The following is an 18,066-nucleotide window of genomic DNA, read 5'->3' on the forward strand; positions in this document are numbered from 1 at the left end:
ACAGAACTCAGTCCTTGGGTTAAACTAAACCGTCCAAGTTTTGGGGGTCAGTTCAACTAGCGTGGCTTTTTTATGGATGCTTGTTGCCGATAATGGAACTTATTTATCACGGAACTTAACCGGTTGCACGGCGCCTTTAGGATTTGGCATATTGGGATAATGATGCTCATGCTCGACATCACAGTCAGCGCCAACGACAGACCCGTCTTCTTTGACTGGCTTATGAATGTAGCCAGTACGCTCGGCTGGCGGCAGATGTTCATGCTCCCACACCATGACCGCTTGCATACAGGTTTCGCGCTGCTCAGCGGTTAACTTGCGGCCATCAGGCCATTTTCCGAGTTCAATCGCCATACGAAACTTATCAACCACTTCTGGCGTTAAACTGGCTAATATTATTTGTTTGTCCATCCTATCTACTCTCCACCACTATTTTTTATATAACAGATGTGATTATTCATCGTCTATAATATCATCATCAACATCAAGACTGAATTCTTCTGCATGGACATTCCAGTGCAATTTGGTGCGACAAGCCTCATAAAAATCAAATCCTGGCGGATGTAACAACGTTAGCTTATCAGGATGTTTACGAATATAAAGGCGCTGCTCTTGCTCAAGTGGTACGCTTGGCTTGCCATCGGCACTCACCATCGGCTGAGTACGATTGTCTTCATGAATGCGAATACAGACCTCGCTGTTGCCACTCACCACAATGGGTCGACTAGATAACGTATGAGGGTGCATAGGCACCAGACAAATGGCATCCATGCTCGGATGTATGATGGGGCCACCTCCAGACAAAGCATACGCGGTAGAACCCGTCGGTGTCGCTGCTATTAAGCCATCACTGTGCTGCCTATAAACATCCTGACCATCAATTTTCATCTGAAAATCAATCATATGTACCGATTTACCCGCATGCAATACCACATCATTGAGGGCCATATCTTCATGGATAATATTGCGCCCTTCTCGTATCTCCATGGTTAAGAGAAACCGATGATCCAGTTGATAGTCACCCATCAGCACCTGACGTAGTTTAAACGCGGCTTCTTCAGGTTTTACATCAGCCAAGAACCCCAAACGGCCACGATTGACGCCAAGTACTGGCACACGGTAACGTGCCAGCGCCTCAGCGGCATGTAGTATCGAGCCATCACCACCGACGACGATGACCAAATCACAAATCTCACCGATCAAGCCACGTTTAACGATTTTGACTTTTTCAATCTCAGTGAGGTTTAAGGTTGGCAAGTTAGCCGTTTGCACGTCCATAATCAATGTGAGGTTCATGTCATTGATCGTTTGGGCTATCTGCACCAGACTTTGAGTGACACTGCGTTTTCCAGCGCGGCCCATTAACCCAATGCGCCTAAACGCAGGGTTTTTGATAGCGTGGAACAGCTCTGATTCATGTAAGTGTGGCAATCGTGCTGACTGCGCTGAGTTTTCCATAAAACGACTCGGCATAACGGTAAAATACAAGGCAATGATAGCGATAAATGATTACTTAGACTAGCATGTTTATGAATTATCGTTGTTAACTGTCGTAATCAACCCCATATAACAGCTATCACACGTTAACTTTAGACGTGTTCATATCGCTACTTAACCCCTCTTTATGCTAGTCCATTGGGCGACTCTAGAGTGGCGCGAGGCCTTGATGGCTGTCACGTAAACACAGTTGACAATAATAAGGGTTTTGCTAAAGTAGCTCATATCTATATTGTTTATATTTTATTAAGGATACATGTATGGCCAATCCTATTGTCAGTCGCGCAGAGCTTGCGATCGGCGGTAATCCTATGACGGTCAAGGGCGTGATTCAAAAGACCAGTCTGTTACTTGGATTATCCGCTATCACTGGTGTGGGCTTTTTCTTTTATGCCCTCATGGCTGGTTTGTCGCAAGGTTTTATTACGATGGCAGCCTTTGGTAGTATGTTTGCCGCTTTTGGTCTCGCTCTTTTTATCACCTTTAAGCCACAAAAAGCCAAAACGTTAGCAGTGCCTTATGCACTTTTAGAAGGCATATTCTTGGGCGGTATTTCTCTGTTCTTTATGAGAATGTATCCAAGCGTGCCAGTGACTGCTATGTGTGCAACTTTTGTGACAGCGGCCGTTATGTTAGGGCTATATCGCTCAGGTCTGGTTAAAGTCACTGAAAAATTCCGCTCGATTGTGACCTCAGCGGTTATTGCTATCATGCTTGTGTATGTGGCGCAATGGGTGCTTTCTTTAGCATTCGGCTCGTCCTTACCCTTCTTGTTTGAAGGTGGCGCTATTGCTATTGGCTTTAGCTTATTCGTGATTGTTATCGCTTCTTTCACGCTACTGCTAGACTTCGATAACATCGATCGCGGTGTGGCGATGGGGGTTTCTGAAGATTACGAATGGTTATTCAGTATCGGTATCCTTGCCACCCTAGTGTGGATGTATATCGAATTTATGCGTCTACTAAGCTACCTACAAGACTAATCTAACGTCTGTCTAACGATCATTTGGTTTCAATAAAAAGGCCGCCTTTTATTAAAGACGGCCTTTTTTTATGGCGTAGTGCCAGCCCCACTTCTAGTCATTAAAACAGATAGACAGCGCCAAGCCATTTTTAGAATGATATTTTTTAGAGTGACATTAGGCGCGTTTCAGACGTAGCGCATTTAACACCACAAACAATGAGCTTAGCGACATACCAATAGCAGCAAGCCAAGGCGGTACATAGCCTAAAGCAGCTGGAATCAACACAACACCGTTATACATCAGTGCCCAGCGAAAATTTTGCTTGATGATGCGTTCGGTTTTATCGGCGATACGTTTGGCCGCAGTAATGGCTTCGATTTGTCCATTCAAAATAATACTGTCACTCGACACTTGCGCCAAATCCGCCGCGCCAGCAATCGAAGTCGAAACATCGGCCGCTGCTAATACGGGGGCATCGTTGATCCCATCCCCAACCATCAATACCACCGCCCCTTTGGCTTGCAATGTTTGAATATGGTTGACCTTATCCGTCGGTGATAGACCATTGTAGGCAAACTGCATCTCTAAGCGCTCAGCCATCGCCAGCGCTTGTGGGCTTGGGTCACCTGTTAGCATCACAGACTCAATGCCCAGCCCTTTAAGCGCGTCAAGCATTGGCTTAGCACTATCACGCACCTTATCATTAAAATAGAAACACGCCAGCGCTTGCCAAGTGTTTGACTCCCTTTTCTGACAGGACAGTACCACCGCTGAGCTGGCTCGCTGTGCCCCCAAATCGATGGTCAAATCATGATTGCCAGTGGTATGAGTATTAAGGCTATCTAAAGCAAAGTCCACATGTCCAATGCGGTACACAACGCCATCAATCATGGCCTCCACCCCACCTGCTGGATAATGCTGCAACGCTTGGGTCGCGGGTAGATGTAACTGATAAGCAGCCGTCAGTAAGGCATGCGCGATTGGATGGCGACTACCCACCTCTAAAGCTGCGGCGATGGCTAATAGCTCATCTTTCTGCGCAGATAGTGCTAAAGCGTTAGGGTCATTTTGATTGATAGGCGTGGCTGGCTCAATATTTAGTAAATTTGGCTTACCATAAGTCAGCGTACCCGTTTTATCAAAAGCCACGTGGGTGATCTCAGCGAGCGTTTGCAGTGTATGCCCACGCGTCGTCAAAAAACCGTAGCTGGCCAGTCGATTGGTCGCCACCGTTAGGGCGATGGGTGTCGCTAAGGACAGCGCACAAGGACACGTCGCGACCAAAACCGCTACCGTGGCCCAAATGGCTTGGCTTGGATCGACCATGTACCAACCGATAAAGACCAAGACCGACAATACTAATATCCGCGCCACAAACCAACGTGCCAGCTTATCCGCTTGCTGCGCAAGTTTTGGTTTCTCACTCATGGCACGGTTCATCAGTCTATCAATCAAGCCTATTTGGCTGTCTTCTGGCAATGCTGTGACCAGCATCTCAAACGGCTGGCTGTCGTTTTGCGCGCCGCCAACGATATAGTCGCCTTGGTTCTTGATAATCAGGTCGCCCTCACCGGTTAGCAGACTTTGCGATACCGTTGCGGTTGGACTGAGCAAAATACCATCGCTAATGATCTCAGAACCAGCTTCAACCATAACAATGTCACCCACTTGTAAACTATGGGCTGTCACCATCTGCTTCTTTTCTGCATTATTTTCTAAATCATTTTCTGTTTTTGATCGCGCTAACAACTGATTGCGTGACTGCTGCCAGTCTTGGGCAATACGCGACGTTAACTGATGGACATTGGCCTCCATACGCTGCATAAAGTCAGGCATGGCTTCTGCTTTAGTGCTTGACACGTTTTGCTCGCCCATCTCATTGACAATCAATACACCAGTCGGCGCGGTAGACTCTTTAATGGCTTTATCCGTCTCATTCTGCTGAGATTCGTTATCCTTGAGCTGCTGTAAAATACGCGCCGCAGCCCTTTTATCTTCAGCCACTTTTTGGACCAGCACAGGCTCCACCACCACCAGATCATTGGCCATAGTGGCGGCTTTTAAACGGGCATTGTGTTCAATATAACGCCCTGCTAATAAAAAGAAGATAAACATACTGACTGAGTCGTAGTACGTCTCTCCTTGTCCAGTAACGGTGGCATAGAGGCTGGCAAAAAAAGTGATGATCAAGGCCAAGCTAACGGGTACATCCATATTGACTTGGCGAGCCCGTATCGCTGACCATGCTGAGGTAAAAAAAGGAATACCGGCATAAAAGAAGACAGGCGTGCTGACAAATAAAGATACCCACCGCAAAAAATCACGCTGGAATATCAACATGTCGCTGTACTCACCAAAATAAAGCGCCACAGCATACATCATCGCCTGCATCGAACCCAATGCCGCGATACCTAGACGTAATAGCATTTGATTGTTGTGGCGCGCCAGCATGGCTTCATGGGTATCTTGCCGGTAAGGCTTAGCTTCGTAGCCGATTTCATTGATGATGGCTAGAATACGGCTGATCGGTAGCTTCTCTTCATTCCAAATCACCCGCATACGCTGGTTGGTCAAATTCACCTGACATTTACTAACGCCCTCTAACTCATCGAGGCGCGACTCGATCAACCACGTACAGGCAGCGCAGCGTAAGTTATTGACAGAGAGCTCTGCCACTGACAGACCATCTTGCGCGTAGACAAACTGCGACTTTATCTCGTCATGATCGTAAGCTTCAAGTCGAGTCAGCTGGGTGGGTAGGCTTGCCGTGCGATTAATCTCTGAGCGGTCGAGATAATACTGCTCAAGCCCTGCTTCTACGATACTTTGTGACGCTAACTGACACCCCATACAACACATCTCACGAGACTTGCCTAGTATCTCTGCATGAAACGGGGGCTGGGGTACGGGATCACCGCAGTGGAAGCAGTGACCTGCGCGTGGTAGCACCAAACCTTCGGTGATAGAGTTGTCTTCATAATGATGGCTGGTGGTGGATGACACTGGTGATGAGGTACTAGACATAATCGCGCTTACTTCCTTTATATAGGTTTGCTTAAACCCTATTCGCTCTCAGTAAACTTGCTATCGTTAAGGGTGCGTGCCCTCTTTCAAAATGCGATTTTCAATCGTATTGGCTTCGACCCGTTAGCACAGAATAAGAAACGATGGCGGATCCATACAAAACACATCATGATAACAATCGTAACTTGCTGTCTTATATGGCACTGGTAAACCCAATTAAAAGCGGCTCATACTTTATGATGAATACGAGTATTACAATAGAGATTATACTATAAGCACTCGTGGTAAACAGCCCTATCACCCCTGATCTACGACCAATGAATGCCTGCGTTGACGATGATAGATTGAAAAATTTGTCAATTTGAGTCATTATGAGGCAGTTTTTTATCCAAAAATGGTGCGACATCAGTGCAAAAATCCAATTCTAAGTTACCAAACTCCAAGCTACCACAGCCCTCTAAGTCTGCTAGACACACGCTACCCTCTCAGCAACGCGGCTTGGTGTTTAGTAGTCTACTATTAATCGTCATCATCGCTGGCATGGTGCTATTGGCGCTGTATTTAGTTAAGCTGGATCGCACCATCACTCATAAGTTTGAGGGTAAGCGCTGGGATATTCCTGCCAAAGTGTACTCGCAGCCACTAGAGTTGTATCAAGGCGCCAATGTCGATAGAGATACCATGAAGACATGGCTAGAGTTGCTCAATTATCAGAGCAGCAAAGCGTATGATCGCACCGGCACTTACCATAGATCAGGCAATACTTATTTTATCCATACGCGCGGCTTTACTTATAGTGCCAACGATGTGGACAAAGAGCAGGTCATCAAAATGACCATTGCGGGTAATAAGATTGAGTCTGTACAAAGCACCTTACCTGCCAAAAGTGGCATCATTCGCTTAGAGCCGGTGAATATTGGTGGTATCTACCCAGACAGTAACGAAGATCGAATGGTCGTCTCCTTAGACGAAGTGCCTCAGCCATTAATTGATGCGTTGATCGCCACCGAAGATCGCGCTTTTTATGAACACAAAGGGGTATCTCTCCGTGGGATTGCTCGCGCCGTTATTAATAACTTCTCTGGTGGCGCAAGACAAGGTGGCTCGACCATTACTCAGCAGCTTATCAAAAACTTCTATCTGAATTCGGACCGTACGCTGAAACGCAAAGCCAACGAAGCATTGATGGCTGTATTACTCGAACTGCATTATAGCAAAGATGAAATTTTACAAACCTATCTAAATGAGATTTACTTAGGTCAAAACGGTAACCGTTCTATCAATGGTTTTGGTTTGGCGTCACAGTTTTACTTTGACAAACCGCTCAATGAGCTACGCTTAGACCAGCAAGCGATGCTCGTCGGTATGGCCAAAGGACCAAGTATTTATAACCCACGCCGCCATCCAAACGATTCAAAAGCGCGCCGTGATGTGGTACTGAGTAATATGCTGGCAGTGGGCTCCATCAGCCAAGAGGAATACGACAAAGCCATAGAGCAGCCGCTTGGTGTCGTTGATAAGCCCGTGGAAGGCAAGAGTCAGTTCCCTGACTTTTTGGATATCGTGAAACGTGAGCTAAATACTGTCTACTACTCTGATGACCTCAAAAACGAGGGCCTGACTATTATTAGTACCCTAGATCCTATTGCTCAGTTAGCAGCAGACAAAGCGGTTGATAGAAAGCTTGGTGAACTGCGTCGTAACAGTAGCAAAACTAAGGATTTGCAAGGGGCATTAGTGAGTGCCAACCCTGAAACTGGTGAATTGGTGGCAGTGGTAGGCAGTGGTAGTGAGTTTACAGGATTTAACCGTGCTGTCGATGCCAAACGCCAAGTAGGCTCTTTGTTGAAGCCGATCATTTACATGACGGCGCTCGAGAGTGGTCGCTATAATTTGGCTAGTTCAGTAGATGACTCACCAATCACTGTCACTTTAAACGATGGCACTGAGTGGAACCCAAAAAACTATGACAATCGTGATCATGGCTCTGTGCCCCTGACCACAGCGTTAGCGCAATCTTATAACCAAGCGGCTGTACGCTTAGGGATGGAGTTTGGCGTCAACACCTTTGCCAAGCAGCTACAACGTATGGGGATTAAAGAAAAAGTACCCCCCTATCCATCAGCGTTGTTAGGCTCTGTCAACCTTAGCCCTATGGATATGCTTGGTATCTATCAAGTTTTTGCAACTGGGGGCTTTCGCACGCCTATTCATAGTATTCGCACTGTGATTGATGATCGCGGCCGTATTTTGCAGCGTACTGGCCTAAATACTCAGCGTAGCATTCCACCTGAAACCAATTTTTTGACAAACTACGCGCTACAGCAAGTGGTCTCAAATGGTACCGCTAGACGTGCGCAATCACTTGGTAGCAATTTGAATCTTGCGGGCAAAACAGGCACGACAAACGATTACCGCGATGCTTGGTTTGCAGGCTATAGTGGCAATTATGTCAGTGTGGTATGGGTGGGCCGCGACGACAACAAGCCGATAGGTTTGAGCGGTGGTACTGGCGCACTACCGGTCTGGGTAGATTACATGAAACGCTTAAAACTCACACCTGTGGCCCTACCCGAGCCTGAAGGTATCGAATGGCTGTGGCTTGAAAACAACTCAGGCAAGCTGTCTAACGAGCGCTGTGCCGATGCGCGCTACTTACCAGTGATGTCAGCGCATCTACCAGAAGAAGCCAGCAGTTGTGCGCTTAGATTGTATCAACAAGATCAGGCGCGTGAGCAAAGCCAGCAAGGTGCTATCAACCAGCAACGCCGCCGTGAAGGTTTAGAGATTCCAAATGGTGAAGCCGTTGACACCGATAGCCAAGAAGACAATGACGGACAAACTGATAATGGTACAGAAAGTCGTACTGATACTTGGTATGATCGTGCCGTTGAATGGTTCTAAAAGTGTTTTTTAAACTTAAAAAAGGTCTCAACATGGTGTTTCCTCTAACGCAAACTGTATCAGCCAAGCCGCCCATTATCACGCGGCTTAAAAAAGCGACGCCAGTCAATACAATGTCCGTAGTCAGTGCTCTTGCTATGATGCTAAGTGTGAGCGCTTGTCAGACGGCGCCCCATACCGAAACCTCTATACAAAAAACACCCGCTCAAACTGTTACATCAGCGCAAACACAAGCCACCTCGACGCCCGCTGTCACACAAGCGCCGATTATCAGAACAGAAGACAACTATACGATCGAATCTGATCGTTCCTCTGAACCTTCGGGCACACCAAATCCGTTGACGCAAGACACGCCTGCCTTTCCATCCTCTAACCCCGTGACAACTGAACCTGATACGGTTATTATTGCGCCTTCTCGCGATGACTACGTCATCTCTGAGCCAGCAGCGCCGTCACACAATGAGCTACTAGAACAGGCAAGAAAAAACTCACAACAACGCACACCGCAATCTGCCAGTAGTAACAGCACCCTGCCAGCATTTCGCAATCTGATGCAAGTCGGTATCAGGCAGCTAAAATCTGGCGAGTTGACCAATGCTGAAAACAGCTTTACCCGTGCTCAGCGCTTAGCGCCAAAATCCTCTGCGGTGTACTTTTACTTGGCTCAAGTGGCCTTAAAAAAGAACCAACCGCGTAAGGCTGAAGCCATGGCACGCCGTGGCCTTAGTGTCTCTCAAGATACGAGTCGCAGACGGGCACTGTGGCAAATCATCTTGCAATCAGGGCAAGCACAAGGTAATGCACGTGTGGTCAGTGAAGCGAAACAAGCCTTACGCTAGTACCTGTAAACACTGCGTCATCAAACTCTTGAGTAGTCAGTACAAAAGTGACCTCGTTAACTTTTGCACCCTACGCATTTATAATTTCTCCAACTCACCTATTTATTTTATTTTAGCTTAAGGTTATCGTTATGGCATGGCAACAACTGCACTTACAATGTGAAAAAGCAAACGTCGATTTGGCGGAGGCGCTGCTACTGGAAGCCGGCGCTTTATCAATCGCTTTAGACGACGCAGGCGACCAACCTTTATTCGAGCCGCTACCTGGCGAATCGCCTTTATGGGACGAGGTTATCCTAACAGGCCTGTTTGATGCGACGACCGATGCTGGTAGCCGACAGGCTGTCGAACATTTAAGTCACGAAATCGCCGCACAAGTACACGCTACACGTATTTGGCTGAGTGCCGTTGATGACAAAGACTGGGAGCGCGAGTGGATGAGCAACTATCACCCTATCGAATGCGCTAATGACTTATGGATTGTACCCAATTGGCTCACACCGCCAAATCCTGATGCGACCAACATCATTATGGACCCAGGACTGGCCTTTGGTACTGGCTATCACGCCACTACTCGCTTGTGTCTTGACTGGCTCACAGAGCAGGATTTAACAGATAAAGTAGTCATTGACTATGGCTGTGGCTCAGGTATTTTGGGCATCGCAGCGTTGTTGTTAGGGGCACGCCAAGTGTATGCGGTCGACATCGATCCACAAGCCGTACTCGCCACCAATCAAAATGCTGAGCGTAACCACGTCGATGGGCGCCTCCAAGCGTTTTTACCAGAAGAGTTTAGCGACTACTGTGCACAAAATGAGGTTTTACCTGTCGATGTGCTCGTGGCAAACATTTTGGCAAAACCGCTTATCAGCTTGGCCCCTTACTTTGCCACTTTAGTGAAGACTGATAGCCGTATCGTATTGGCGGGTTTGATTGAATCACAGACTGAAGCGGTCGCTGCTGCTTATCAGCCTTATTTTGCGCTTGATCCAAAGCATGCCTTTACCGCACAAGAAGACCAACATTGGCAGCGTTTGTCCGGTACATTTACAGGCTAGCAACAATTAATTACATCTGCTACGATAGAGGGCAGTCAAATGTTATGTGTTTGGCGCCACTCTGTCCTTGCCTGTAATGGTTGCATTTATAGAGAGTTTAGATGACAGTCTTAGCCTTATAGGCAGCTGTTAGTGAGTGGCTAAGCGGTATTGATAACCATACTTTTTTGGATTCGACCCTATGACCACGCCCATAAAAACTCAATGCCCGCACTGCCACGCTTGCTTTAAAGTAAAACAAACTCAGTTAAATAAAGTAAATACTACCGTCAGCTGTGATCACTGCCAACAAAGTTTTTTGGTGAATAAACATCTTATTGTCACCACTGATACTCCTAACACGTCCACTACTCAAACCGATATAACCACGACATTCACACCAGATACTGGCGTAGCACAGCCATCTAATACTCATCGTAAAGTCCAGAAGCGCTCAAGCAATGCTAAGTCTTTACTGAGTAAGCCCGCTACAAAAAATTGTTCATCTGACAAGTTGATTCACGATGACTTAATTCATGATGATATGGACATCGATGAGCCAGCAGACCCCATTTTAGAGTATGACTCACTAGACAGCATGGAAGCTTGGTTGACTCAAGCCAGTAATGCTTCTAGAGCCGCTAGTACGCCATCAAATACGCCCTCTAAAAAAAGTATTAAAAACAGCCGCTCATCCATTAAACCAACATCCTCTGCTCCTATAACCGAGCCGTCATCATCCGCACAGGTTGCCCTGAGTTCAGCAGCGGCTAATGACATTCACGCAAGTGTCGATGAGGCTGCGGACAACGCTTGGCTCGAAGCGCTTCTGAAAGAGGAAGATAAAAGCGCCGAGACGCCGCAAGACGATACAGATTTATCACAACTGTTGCTCGATATGGGTGTATCGCTTAAAGACGAAGATGGCAGGGCGGACGCGCGTGCCAGACAAGCTCAAGCTAGCACTGCACCACCGTCAGAGAACTATTCGGTAGCATCAGTACTATGGTCGCTTGGCTGCTTGGTATTAGCCTTATTACTGTTTGCCCAATACGTCATTTTTAACCTAGAGACACTGGTTAAAGACCCCGTTCATGCCCAGCGCCTCCACGCACTCTGTTCGATTGCGGCGTGTAGTTTGCCAAATGCCGATTTGAGCGCCTTAACCGTGACTGATCTCAATCATCGGCCTAGTCAAATCAAGGTAACTGGTGCATTCAGCGATGTGAGTGCCACTCTACACAACCAAAGCACAAAAGCGCAGCTCTACCCCAATGTAAAAGTCAGCGTTTATGGTACCAATAATCTGATTGGAGAATTTATCGCAGCACCAAACGACTACCTATTAAGCAAACAAAACCAATTAGCTGCTGACAGTGGCCGACAGTTACTCTTTACAACCCCTGTGGCCAACACAAACATTCGCGAAGTGACGGTAACTCCTCTGTATTGAACCCCACTTTATAAATAAAATAGGTTTCTATCATAGGTTTCTGTAAATAGTATTGAACATGATTTGATAAGCAGCGTTGCGGCTCAGATAGCGACCAATCTGTCAGCGCTAGACAATATTTATTTGATATAATACCCTAACCTCTTATGGTTTGCTTCTTTCTACTCTCAAGGACATTATCTTATGGCACCTCATGCACAGCATAACGCCCAACGTTTTGCCAAAAGCTCTGAGCATCCTGCCGACTATAATAAAGACAACTACCCTCATTTTACTCACGACCTTAGCGCTTCTTTAAACAGCCACGCAACCAATATGCAAGAACCTTTACGCGTCCATGTTGAGCGCGTGGTACGACAGTATTTTGCGATGCTAGGCGATGAGACACCCACCGACTTGTATGAGCTTATTTTAAAGCAAATCGAAGAACCGCTGTTATCCGTTGTCCTTGAACAAACTCGGGGGAATCAAACCAAGTGCGCGCAAATCCTAGGTTTAAATCGCGGTACTTTACGCAAAAAACTCAAAACCTATGACTTGATGTAGCGCCAGCTATATGATCTCATTTACTGTCCCTGACAACAATTCTCCATGGCAACTGAACGTTTATGACTGTATCCATCGTGATACGGTTAGCAATAGTTGTCGTTATCTCCTTGCCAGACGTTTACGTCAGGCTTTTTTTATGGAATTTTTTTATGAGTAAAACCCCACTTGCCCTATTATCGGTCTCCGATAAATCCAATATCGTTGAGTTTGCGCAAGGCCTTATTAAAGCAGGTTTTGGCTTACTGTCTACTGGCGGTACTTATCGGTTACTCACAGAAAACAACGTCGCCGTGACTGAAGTGTCTGATTACACGGGCTTTCCTGAAATGATGGATGGTCGGGTAAAGACGCTACATCCTAAAATTCATGGCGGTATCTTGGGCCGCCGTGGTACAGATGATGCCGTGATGAGTGACCACGCGATTGAGCGCATCGATTTGGTTGTCGTCAACTTATATCCTTTTGCTGAAACCATCGCTCGGGCTGATGTAACCATGAACGATGCCATCGAAAACATCGATATCGGTGGCCCAACCATGGTGCGTTCGGCGGCGAAAAATCACGCTCACGTGGGTATCGTGACCGATCCAGCAGATTATGAGCGCATCCTTGCCGCTTTAGGTGATGGCACGGAATTGACCACGGCCCTACGCTACGACTTAGCAGTCAAAGCTTTTGAACACACCGCACAATATGACGGTATGATTGCCAATTTCCTCGGCAGCCGTGTCAATGAAACGCAAACGCCTGAGAAATTTTCACGTACGTTTAATGTGCAGCTTGAGAAAGCACAAGACCTACGCTACGGTGAAAACCCTCATCAAAGCGCTGCTTTTTATACCGAAAACCAACCGCTAAAAAGCCAGCAAGCATCTATCGCGACTGCTAAGCAATTGCAAGGAAAAGCACTGTCTTATAACAATATCGCTGATACCGACGCCGCGCTTGAATGCGTTAAAGCCTTTAACACCCCTGCTTGCGTCATCGTTAAGCACGCCAACCCGTGCGGTGTCGCTGCTGATAACGACCAAGTAACGGCTTATCGCACCGCTTTTAGTACTGACCCTGAGTCTTCTTTTGGTGGTATCATTGCATTTAACCGTCCATTAACGGTTGCTACGGCGAAAGCCATTATCGACAATCAATTCGTAGAAGTCATTATTGCCCCTAGTATTGAAGACGGTGTGCTCGAGGCGACTGCTGCAAAGAAAAACGTGCGTTTATTGGTATGTGGTGAGCTACCAGCGCCCGATCAACGCGACTCACAACTTGACTACAAGCGCGTCAACGGCGGCCTGTTAGTACAAGAACAAGATCTTGGCTTAATCACGGCCAATGACCTAAAAATCGTCACTGACGTACAGCCAACTGAAGCACAGATTGCCGATCTACTGTTCAGCTGGAACGTAGCAAAATACGTCAAATCTAACGCTATTGTTTATGCAAAAGGTCAGCGCACCATCGGTGTGGGCGCAGGACAAATGAGCCGTGTCAACTCAGCCCGTATTGCTGCTATTAAAGCGGAGCATGCTGGATTGGCCACTGAAGGCGCTGTGATGGCCTCTGATGCCTTCTTCCCGTTCCGTGATGGTATTGATAACGCTGCTGAAGTGGGCATTTCTGCTATTATTCAGCCAGGTGGCTCTATGCGTGATGATGAAACCATTGCTGCGGCAAACGAGCACGGTATCGCGATGGTGTTTACGGGCATGCGCCATTTCCGCCATTAGTCCATCGTGATTATTACATTGCAGTAGAAAAAGCCAAGATGCTGTTGACATATACAAGCAGCATTGACCAATAAAAAAAGCCACTGTAACTTACAGTGGCTTTTTTATGCGCTTCTCTTATAGCCATTTAGCATTAACGACCATGCAAATGCTTAACGCCCTTGTGCGTTTGCCATGTTGGATTCATTAATCTCAACTTTATACAGCAAACGCAGATAATCTAGATAGTCTTGTAGCTGATCTTGACCTAAATTATCACGAATGATTGCAGCGGTTTGCGCTCTTTGCACATCAGACAACGGTGACTGCTGCTGCGTTTTGATACGATCGCCGACCAACAAGGTCGCTCCCGCCTCAGTCTCACTAGCGATTGCCACGACGCCATTATTAGCCGCTTGCTGACTAAAGGCCAAGCCGCGCTCTTTTTCTGTCAATAGCGTTGTTTGACGATTGACCTCACCTAGAGACCGAAGGTTGACGGGCTGCTTAGCAATATCCGCAGGTGTTTTAATACCAGCGGCCAACGCTTTAGCCTCTTTTAGCGCCAATGCCGTGGCTTTTTGTTGACGTAGTGTCTGAGTAATTCTTGGCGTCGCGGCGGCTAAGGTCAGCGTTTTAGTCGGACGATAGTTACTTGGCTGCACCCACACTGTACCATTACCAACTTCGATGCCGGCCGTCACTGCCTGATCCTGAATAGTAAACTCATCAAAGGCTTGTTTGATTACGGCGGGTTGTGACAGTACTGACTGGTTGTTTTCTTTACGGTAGTCTTTGATACGCTTTAGCGTTACATTCTCTTGCTGAGCAATGTCTTCGATACTAAAACCATCCGCTGCCAAGTCATTAATCGCTGTCACTTTATCTGCATAGACTTCCTGACGCTTATACTCTTTTGCTTTAGCGGTTAGCTCGTCACGCATACTGTCTAGCGTGGGTATTTTGCGCCCATTGTCTTCGGTGACAGTAAATATCTGATAGCCAAAGTTGGTTTTAATCGGTGCGGTTACATCGCCAACACTCAACCCTGCTAACGCTTTTTCAACCGCAGCAGCATCATTACCAAACACGCTTGGGTTAAATCGGCCGATATCACCCCCTGTCTCTCCTGACGGATCATCAGATTCTGCTTTTGCCAATGCAGCAAAAGACTCCCCTTTATTGAGACGAGCTTTGATTTTGTCAGCTCTTGCCTTGGCATCATCACCGGTCAATAGGATTTGGCTGATTTTGCGCTCGTCGGTGACTGCTAGGCCTTGCTTGTAAGCTTCGTACTGCTGCTGCACCTCTTCTTCAGTAACGTCCTCCACTTGAATGGTTTGAGGACTGAGTTGCAAATAAGCCAAATCTACCATAGCGGCGCTTTTTAGGGTGTCTTTATTGGCATCATAGTAGGCTTGTATATCGTTTTTGCTCAGCTTAACCTGATCCACATAATCTTGCCACTTAAACCGATGTAGCCAGATATTACGGGATTCAAGCTGGAGATCAATCAGCTGGCTGACCGCTTGCATTGGATAAACAGCGGTACCCACGATACTCGCATTGAGTTGATCGAGACTCAGCTGATTACGGAACTCTGCAAATAACTGATCTTTAGTCATACCGCGCTGACGCAAAAAGTTTGAAAATTGCTCGTTAGAAAAATTCCCCTCGGCATCCTTAAAGATTTCTTCTTGACGCAATAAACGATTGATGGTGTCATCAGAGACGGTCATGCCAAGCTTGCCCGCTTGCTGCTCTAACAACGTACGATCAATAAGCCCCTTTAGTACCTGCTCGTGCAGCACATCTTCATTCAATAGGCTGGCATCATCAACTTGCTCTAGAATTTCGGAGCGACGGCTATTGACGGCAGTCTGATACTCGGACAACCCTACGCTTGCTTCACCCACCTGAGCGATTTGGTTGGGATCGACCCCGCCGCCAAAATAGCTTTCGACACCCAGTAGAGCGAGTGGCGATAGGCATAAAATCAATAAAATGCGACCTGGCCAACTTTTTAAGAAATCGCGCAATTTATCCATAGTTATCTCTGCTTTATTAACCTATATTGATGAAAAACCATTGTAATACTATTATTAATATCAATGCTATCTAAGCCCGCAATGGTAAGAGTAAGAACGTGTACATTTAATAGAGAACAATAAGGCCTGTGCAAGCAGCCTTGTTTAGACAACGCATCTATCGCGCGCCCTATGATACGTGATTTTTGATACAGACTCAAAATATTCACGTTGAATGACACAAACTAAACCGATAAAAAAAGCACCTAATGACTAGGTGCTTTTTTTCGTTCACTTCTCGTTCATATAATCATTGAGATTACAATCTAAGCCATGAACGTTCATCTATTATATGACTCATAGTAAACGCTGTCTTTATGCGTGTCATACGTTGTTATCAGCGTCCACTTTAAAAGAGTGGCTTAGTTTAAGCGCTCTTTTAAGTTTTTACCAGCTTTGAAGCTTGGTACTTTACTTGCTGGAATGCTAAGCTCTTCACCAGTCTTAGGGTTACGGCCAGTGCGTGCTTTACGGTCTTTTACGCTAAATGTACCAAAACCAACTAGTGAGATGCTATCGCCAGCTTCTAATGCTTCACCAACACTTTCCATAACAGCATTCAATGCATCGCCAGCTTGAGTCTTATTTAGACCACTTTTGTCTGCGATGCTATCAATTAATTCTGACTTATTCATAAAATTTCCTTCAAGTTTAAGGGGGATAATAAACGCTCACGCCAAGTATTGTAACGCTCTCATCGCATTTAAGCAATAAAAACCACCTGACTGCGTATTAACAGGTTTCGCTTTGTTATCGTCTTTATATCAAGGCAGCATAAGGAGCGCAAGCGATTTTACATATTTTTGTCCACTGTACTACGTATTTGACACTCAATGTTACGCAAAGCCTTTGCAACTGTCTGATTAGCTCGCTATTTTAGCTAAGATATAAGGGGTTTTTTGACATAAAACGGTTATCAGTTACCCCTCATAGTCACTAACCCACTGTTTTCGTCCATACTAAGCATCAATCTTAGTGTGGTTATTGACCATTAAATTATCAGTTAATAATTTAGCAACTGACAGAAACGAGCGTTACTTTTTACTATAAAGGCGTTACTATAAGCAAAATATCACTGCATCACGGTGGGTAGACTTTAGCCCTTTATTTGCCTTTTGCCTCTGATTTATCAAATAAAAAAACGGATTATTTTCATGAAGCGTTCTACGTTGTCTCACTCTTTTCTTAATATTATTTTGGTGTTCATCGAGTCGGCGCTGACACTATTGTTACGTTTGGACCCTGAACTACGTAAAGCTGCCTATCCCCTTGCCAAGCAAGGTACGGTCGTGGCGTTGCGTTTGTATTTGCCCCATGTCGAGATTTTTGCCACCTTTAGCCCCAAAGGTGTCTTACTAGATGCTCAATTGCCCGTGGGCCGTAGTGAACCTGATGTCGTTATTAATGCCTATAGTATCCAAATCATTAATGCGATCACCACTCATGATAGCGAAACCACTGAAAAACTCCAAATGCGCGGTGAGTCTGTTCAGGTGCAATTGGTGAAACAGTTCATCATGCAGCTTGGTCTTGGTAGCTTAATTCAAGGTTTGATTAAGAAATTCAAAGGTGGCAAAGGCAAGCACCAGCCTTCTGAAGCTGAAATGGCGGATAAAAAAGAAAGCTATCAGCTACGTATTAAGGAACAACAGACCCAAATAAACACCCTAACCATCAAAAATCGTGAGCTTGAAACCACGCTAAAAGAACTGCAAAGCAAACAAAAAACCCTAACTATCGTCGCTGTGGTGGCTGTCATTGTTATGATTGGGGCTATTATCGCACTGTTAATGAGTTAGTTTTGACCGTATGATCGTTCATAATTGACTTCTGCTGCTAACGACTGAAAAAAAAGCGCTTAACACTTCTTAAAGGGTGTTAGACGCTTTTTTCTATATTTTCAGGTTTTAGAAGTAAACTTACCTTTGTAGTTTAAAACCGTTAAATTCGCTTTATCCTCTCTTTAGTGCTCTTACCACTCCCACCTTTTATCAGCCATTGT

13 protein-coding genes are annotated in these 18,066 nt (G+C 46.0%); 8 read left to right on the forward strand and 5 right to left on the reverse strand.

What is annotated here, in order from left to right:
* Positions 1-99 precede the first annotated feature (99 nt).
* Together JFC06_RS07000 and JFC06_RS07005 are read right to left on the reverse strand one after the other, a co-directional pair.
* Positions 100-411, reverse strand: a complete 312-nt coding sequence (locus tag JFC06_RS07000) for a YeaC family protein (protein ID WP_198334477.1) — start codon at positions 409-411, stop codon at positions 100-102.
* A 42-nt stretch (positions 412-453) separates the two neighbouring features.
* Complete coding sequence (locus JFC06_RS07005; RefSeq protein ID WP_226949450.1) at positions 454-1,458, reverse strand: NAD(+) kinase; 1,005 nt, start codon at positions 1,456-1,458, stop codon at positions 454-456.
* A 299-nt stretch (positions 1,459-1,757) separates the two neighbouring features.
* Here JFC06_RS07005 and JFC06_RS07010 point away from each other — a divergent pair, with 299 nt between their 5' ends.
* A complete protein-coding gene (locus tag JFC06_RS07010; RefSeq protein WP_198334478.1) occupies positions 1,758-2,480 on the forward strand; it encodes a Bax inhibitor-1/YccA family protein in 723 nt (240 codons plus the stop codon).
* A 156-nt stretch (positions 2,481-2,636) separates the two neighbouring features.
* Here JFC06_RS07010 and JFC06_RS07015 read toward each other — a convergent pair whose 3' ends face one another.
* Positions 2,637-5,486: a heavy metal translocating P-type ATPase gene (locus tag JFC06_RS07015; RefSeq protein WP_198334479.1), complete on the reverse strand. Its 2,850-nt coding sequence runs from the start codon at positions 5,484-5,486 to the stop codon at positions 2,637-2,639.
* Positions 5,487-5,894: 408 nt separating this feature from the next.
* Here JFC06_RS07015 and mrcB point away from each other — a divergent pair, with 408 nt between their 5' ends.
* The 6 genes from mrcB (at position 5,895) to purH (ending at position 13,998) form a co-directional block, all read left to right on the forward strand.
* Positions 5,895-8,390: a penicillin-binding protein 1B gene (mrcB, locus tag JFC06_RS07020; protein WP_198334480.1), complete on the forward strand. Its 2,496-nt coding sequence runs from the start codon at positions 5,895-5,897 to the stop codon at positions 8,388-8,390.
* Between the two features lie 32 nt (positions 8,391-8,422).
* Positions 8,423-9,229, forward strand: coding sequence for a tetratricopeptide repeat protein (locus JFC06_RS07025; protein ID WP_198334481.1), 807 nt, complete (start codon positions 8,423-8,425; stop codon positions 9,227-9,229).
* 131 nt (positions 9,230-9,360) lie between these two features.
* A complete protein-coding gene (prmA, locus tag JFC06_RS07030) occupies positions 9,361-10,287 on the forward strand; it encodes a 50S ribosomal protein L11 methyltransferase (RefSeq protein ID WP_193005707.1) in 927 nt (308 codons plus the stop codon).
* Positions 10,288-10,468: 181 nt separating this feature from the next.
* Complete coding sequence (locus tag JFC06_RS07035; protein WP_198334482.1) at positions 10,469-11,719, forward strand: DUF3426 domain-containing protein; 1,251 nt, start codon at positions 10,469-10,471, stop codon at positions 11,717-11,719.
* A 183-nt stretch (positions 11,720-11,902) separates the two neighbouring features.
* Complete coding sequence (gene fis, locus JFC06_RS12340) at positions 11,903-12,265, forward strand: DNA-binding transcriptional regulator Fis (protein WP_193005705.1); 363 nt, start codon at positions 11,903-11,905, stop codon at positions 12,263-12,265.
* A gap of 152 nt (positions 12,266-12,417) precedes the next feature.
* Positions 12,418-13,998 (forward strand): bifunctional phosphoribosylaminoimidazolecarboxamide formyltransferase/IMP cyclohydrolase, encoded by a 1,581-nt coding sequence (purH, locus tag JFC06_RS07045; RefSeq protein ID WP_193005704.1) that lies wholly within the window; start codon positions 12,418-12,420, stop codon positions 13,996-13,998.
* A gap of 152 nt (positions 13,999-14,150) precedes the next feature.
* On the opposite strand, the gene JFC06_RS07050 is transcribed toward purH, so the two are convergent.
* Together JFC06_RS07050 and JFC06_RS07055 are read right to left on the reverse strand one after the other, a co-directional pair.
* Positions 14,151-16,025, reverse strand: coding sequence for a SurA N-terminal domain-containing protein (locus JFC06_RS07050; RefSeq protein ID WP_198334483.1), 1,875 nt, complete (start codon positions 16,023-16,025; stop codon positions 14,151-14,153).
* Between the two features lie 401 nt (positions 16,026-16,426).
* Complete coding sequence (locus JFC06_RS07055; RefSeq protein WP_045445077.1) at positions 16,427-16,699, reverse strand: HU family DNA-binding protein; 273 nt, start codon at positions 16,697-16,699, stop codon at positions 16,427-16,429.
* A gap of 519 nt (positions 16,700-17,218) precedes the next feature.
* Between JFC06_RS07055 and JFC06_RS07060 the strand changes: the two genes are divergently transcribed.
* The gene (locus tag JFC06_RS07060; RefSeq protein ID WP_198334484.1) at positions 17,219-17,863 is read left to right on the forward strand and encodes a hypothetical protein; all 645 of its coding nucleotides are present in this window, start codon (positions 17,219-17,221) and stop codon (positions 17,861-17,863) included.
* The last annotated feature ends 203 nt before the right edge of the window (positions 17,864-18,066 follow it).

It is taken from the genome of Psychrobacter namhaensis (assembly GCF_016107545.1).
GTDB classification, from domain to species: Bacteria; Pseudomonadota; Gammaproteobacteria; order Pseudomonadales; family Moraxellaceae; genus Psychrobacter; species Psychrobacter namhaensis.

Bases quoted from the DNA above. Each gene is read 5' to 3' on its own strand.
- JFC06_RS07035 (WP_198334482.1), top strand. From the start codon at position 10,469: ATGACCACGCCCATAAAAACTCAATGCCCGCACTGCCACGCTTGCTTT.
- JFC06_RS07015 (WP_198334479.1), bottom strand. From the start codon at position 5,486: ATGTCTAGTACCTCATCACCAGTGTCATCCACCACCAGCCATCATTAT.
- JFC06_RS07000 (WP_198334477.1), bottom strand. From the start codon at position 411: ATGGACAAACAAATAATATTAGCCAGTTTAACGCCAGAAGTGGTTGAT.
- purH (WP_193005704.1), top strand. From the start codon at position 12,418: ATGAGTAAAACCCCACTTGCCCTATTATCGGTCTCCGATAAATCCAAT.
- JFC06_RS07055 (WP_045445077.1), bottom strand. From the start codon at position 16,699: ATGAATAAGTCAGAATTAATTGATAGCATCGCAGACAAAAGTGGTCTA.
- JFC06_RS07010 (WP_198334478.1), top strand. From the start codon at position 1,758: ATGGCCAATCCTATTGTCAGTCGCGCAGAGCTTGCGATCGGCGGTAAT.
- JFC06_RS07005 (WP_226949450.1), bottom strand. From the start codon at position 1,458: ATGGAAAACTCAGCGCAGTCAGCACGATTGCCACACTTACATGAATCA.
- prmA (WP_193005707.1), top strand. From the start codon at position 9,361: ATGGCATGGCAACAACTGCACTTACAATGTGAAAAAGCAAACGTCGAT.
- JFC06_RS07060 (WP_198334484.1), top strand. From the start codon at position 17,219: ATGAAGCGTTCTACGTTGTCTCACTCTTTTCTTAATATTATTTTGGTG.
- fis (WP_193005705.1), top strand. From the start codon at position 11,903: ATGGCACCTCATGCACAGCATAACGCCCAACGTTTTGCCAAAAGCTCT.
- JFC06_RS07050 (WP_198334483.1), bottom strand. From the start codon at position 16,025: ATGGATAAATTGCGCGATTTCTTAAAAAGTTGGCCAGGTCGCATTTTA.
- JFC06_RS07025 (WP_198334481.1), top strand. From the start codon at position 8,423: ATGGTGTTTCCTCTAACGCAAACTGTATCAGCCAAGCCGCCCATTATC.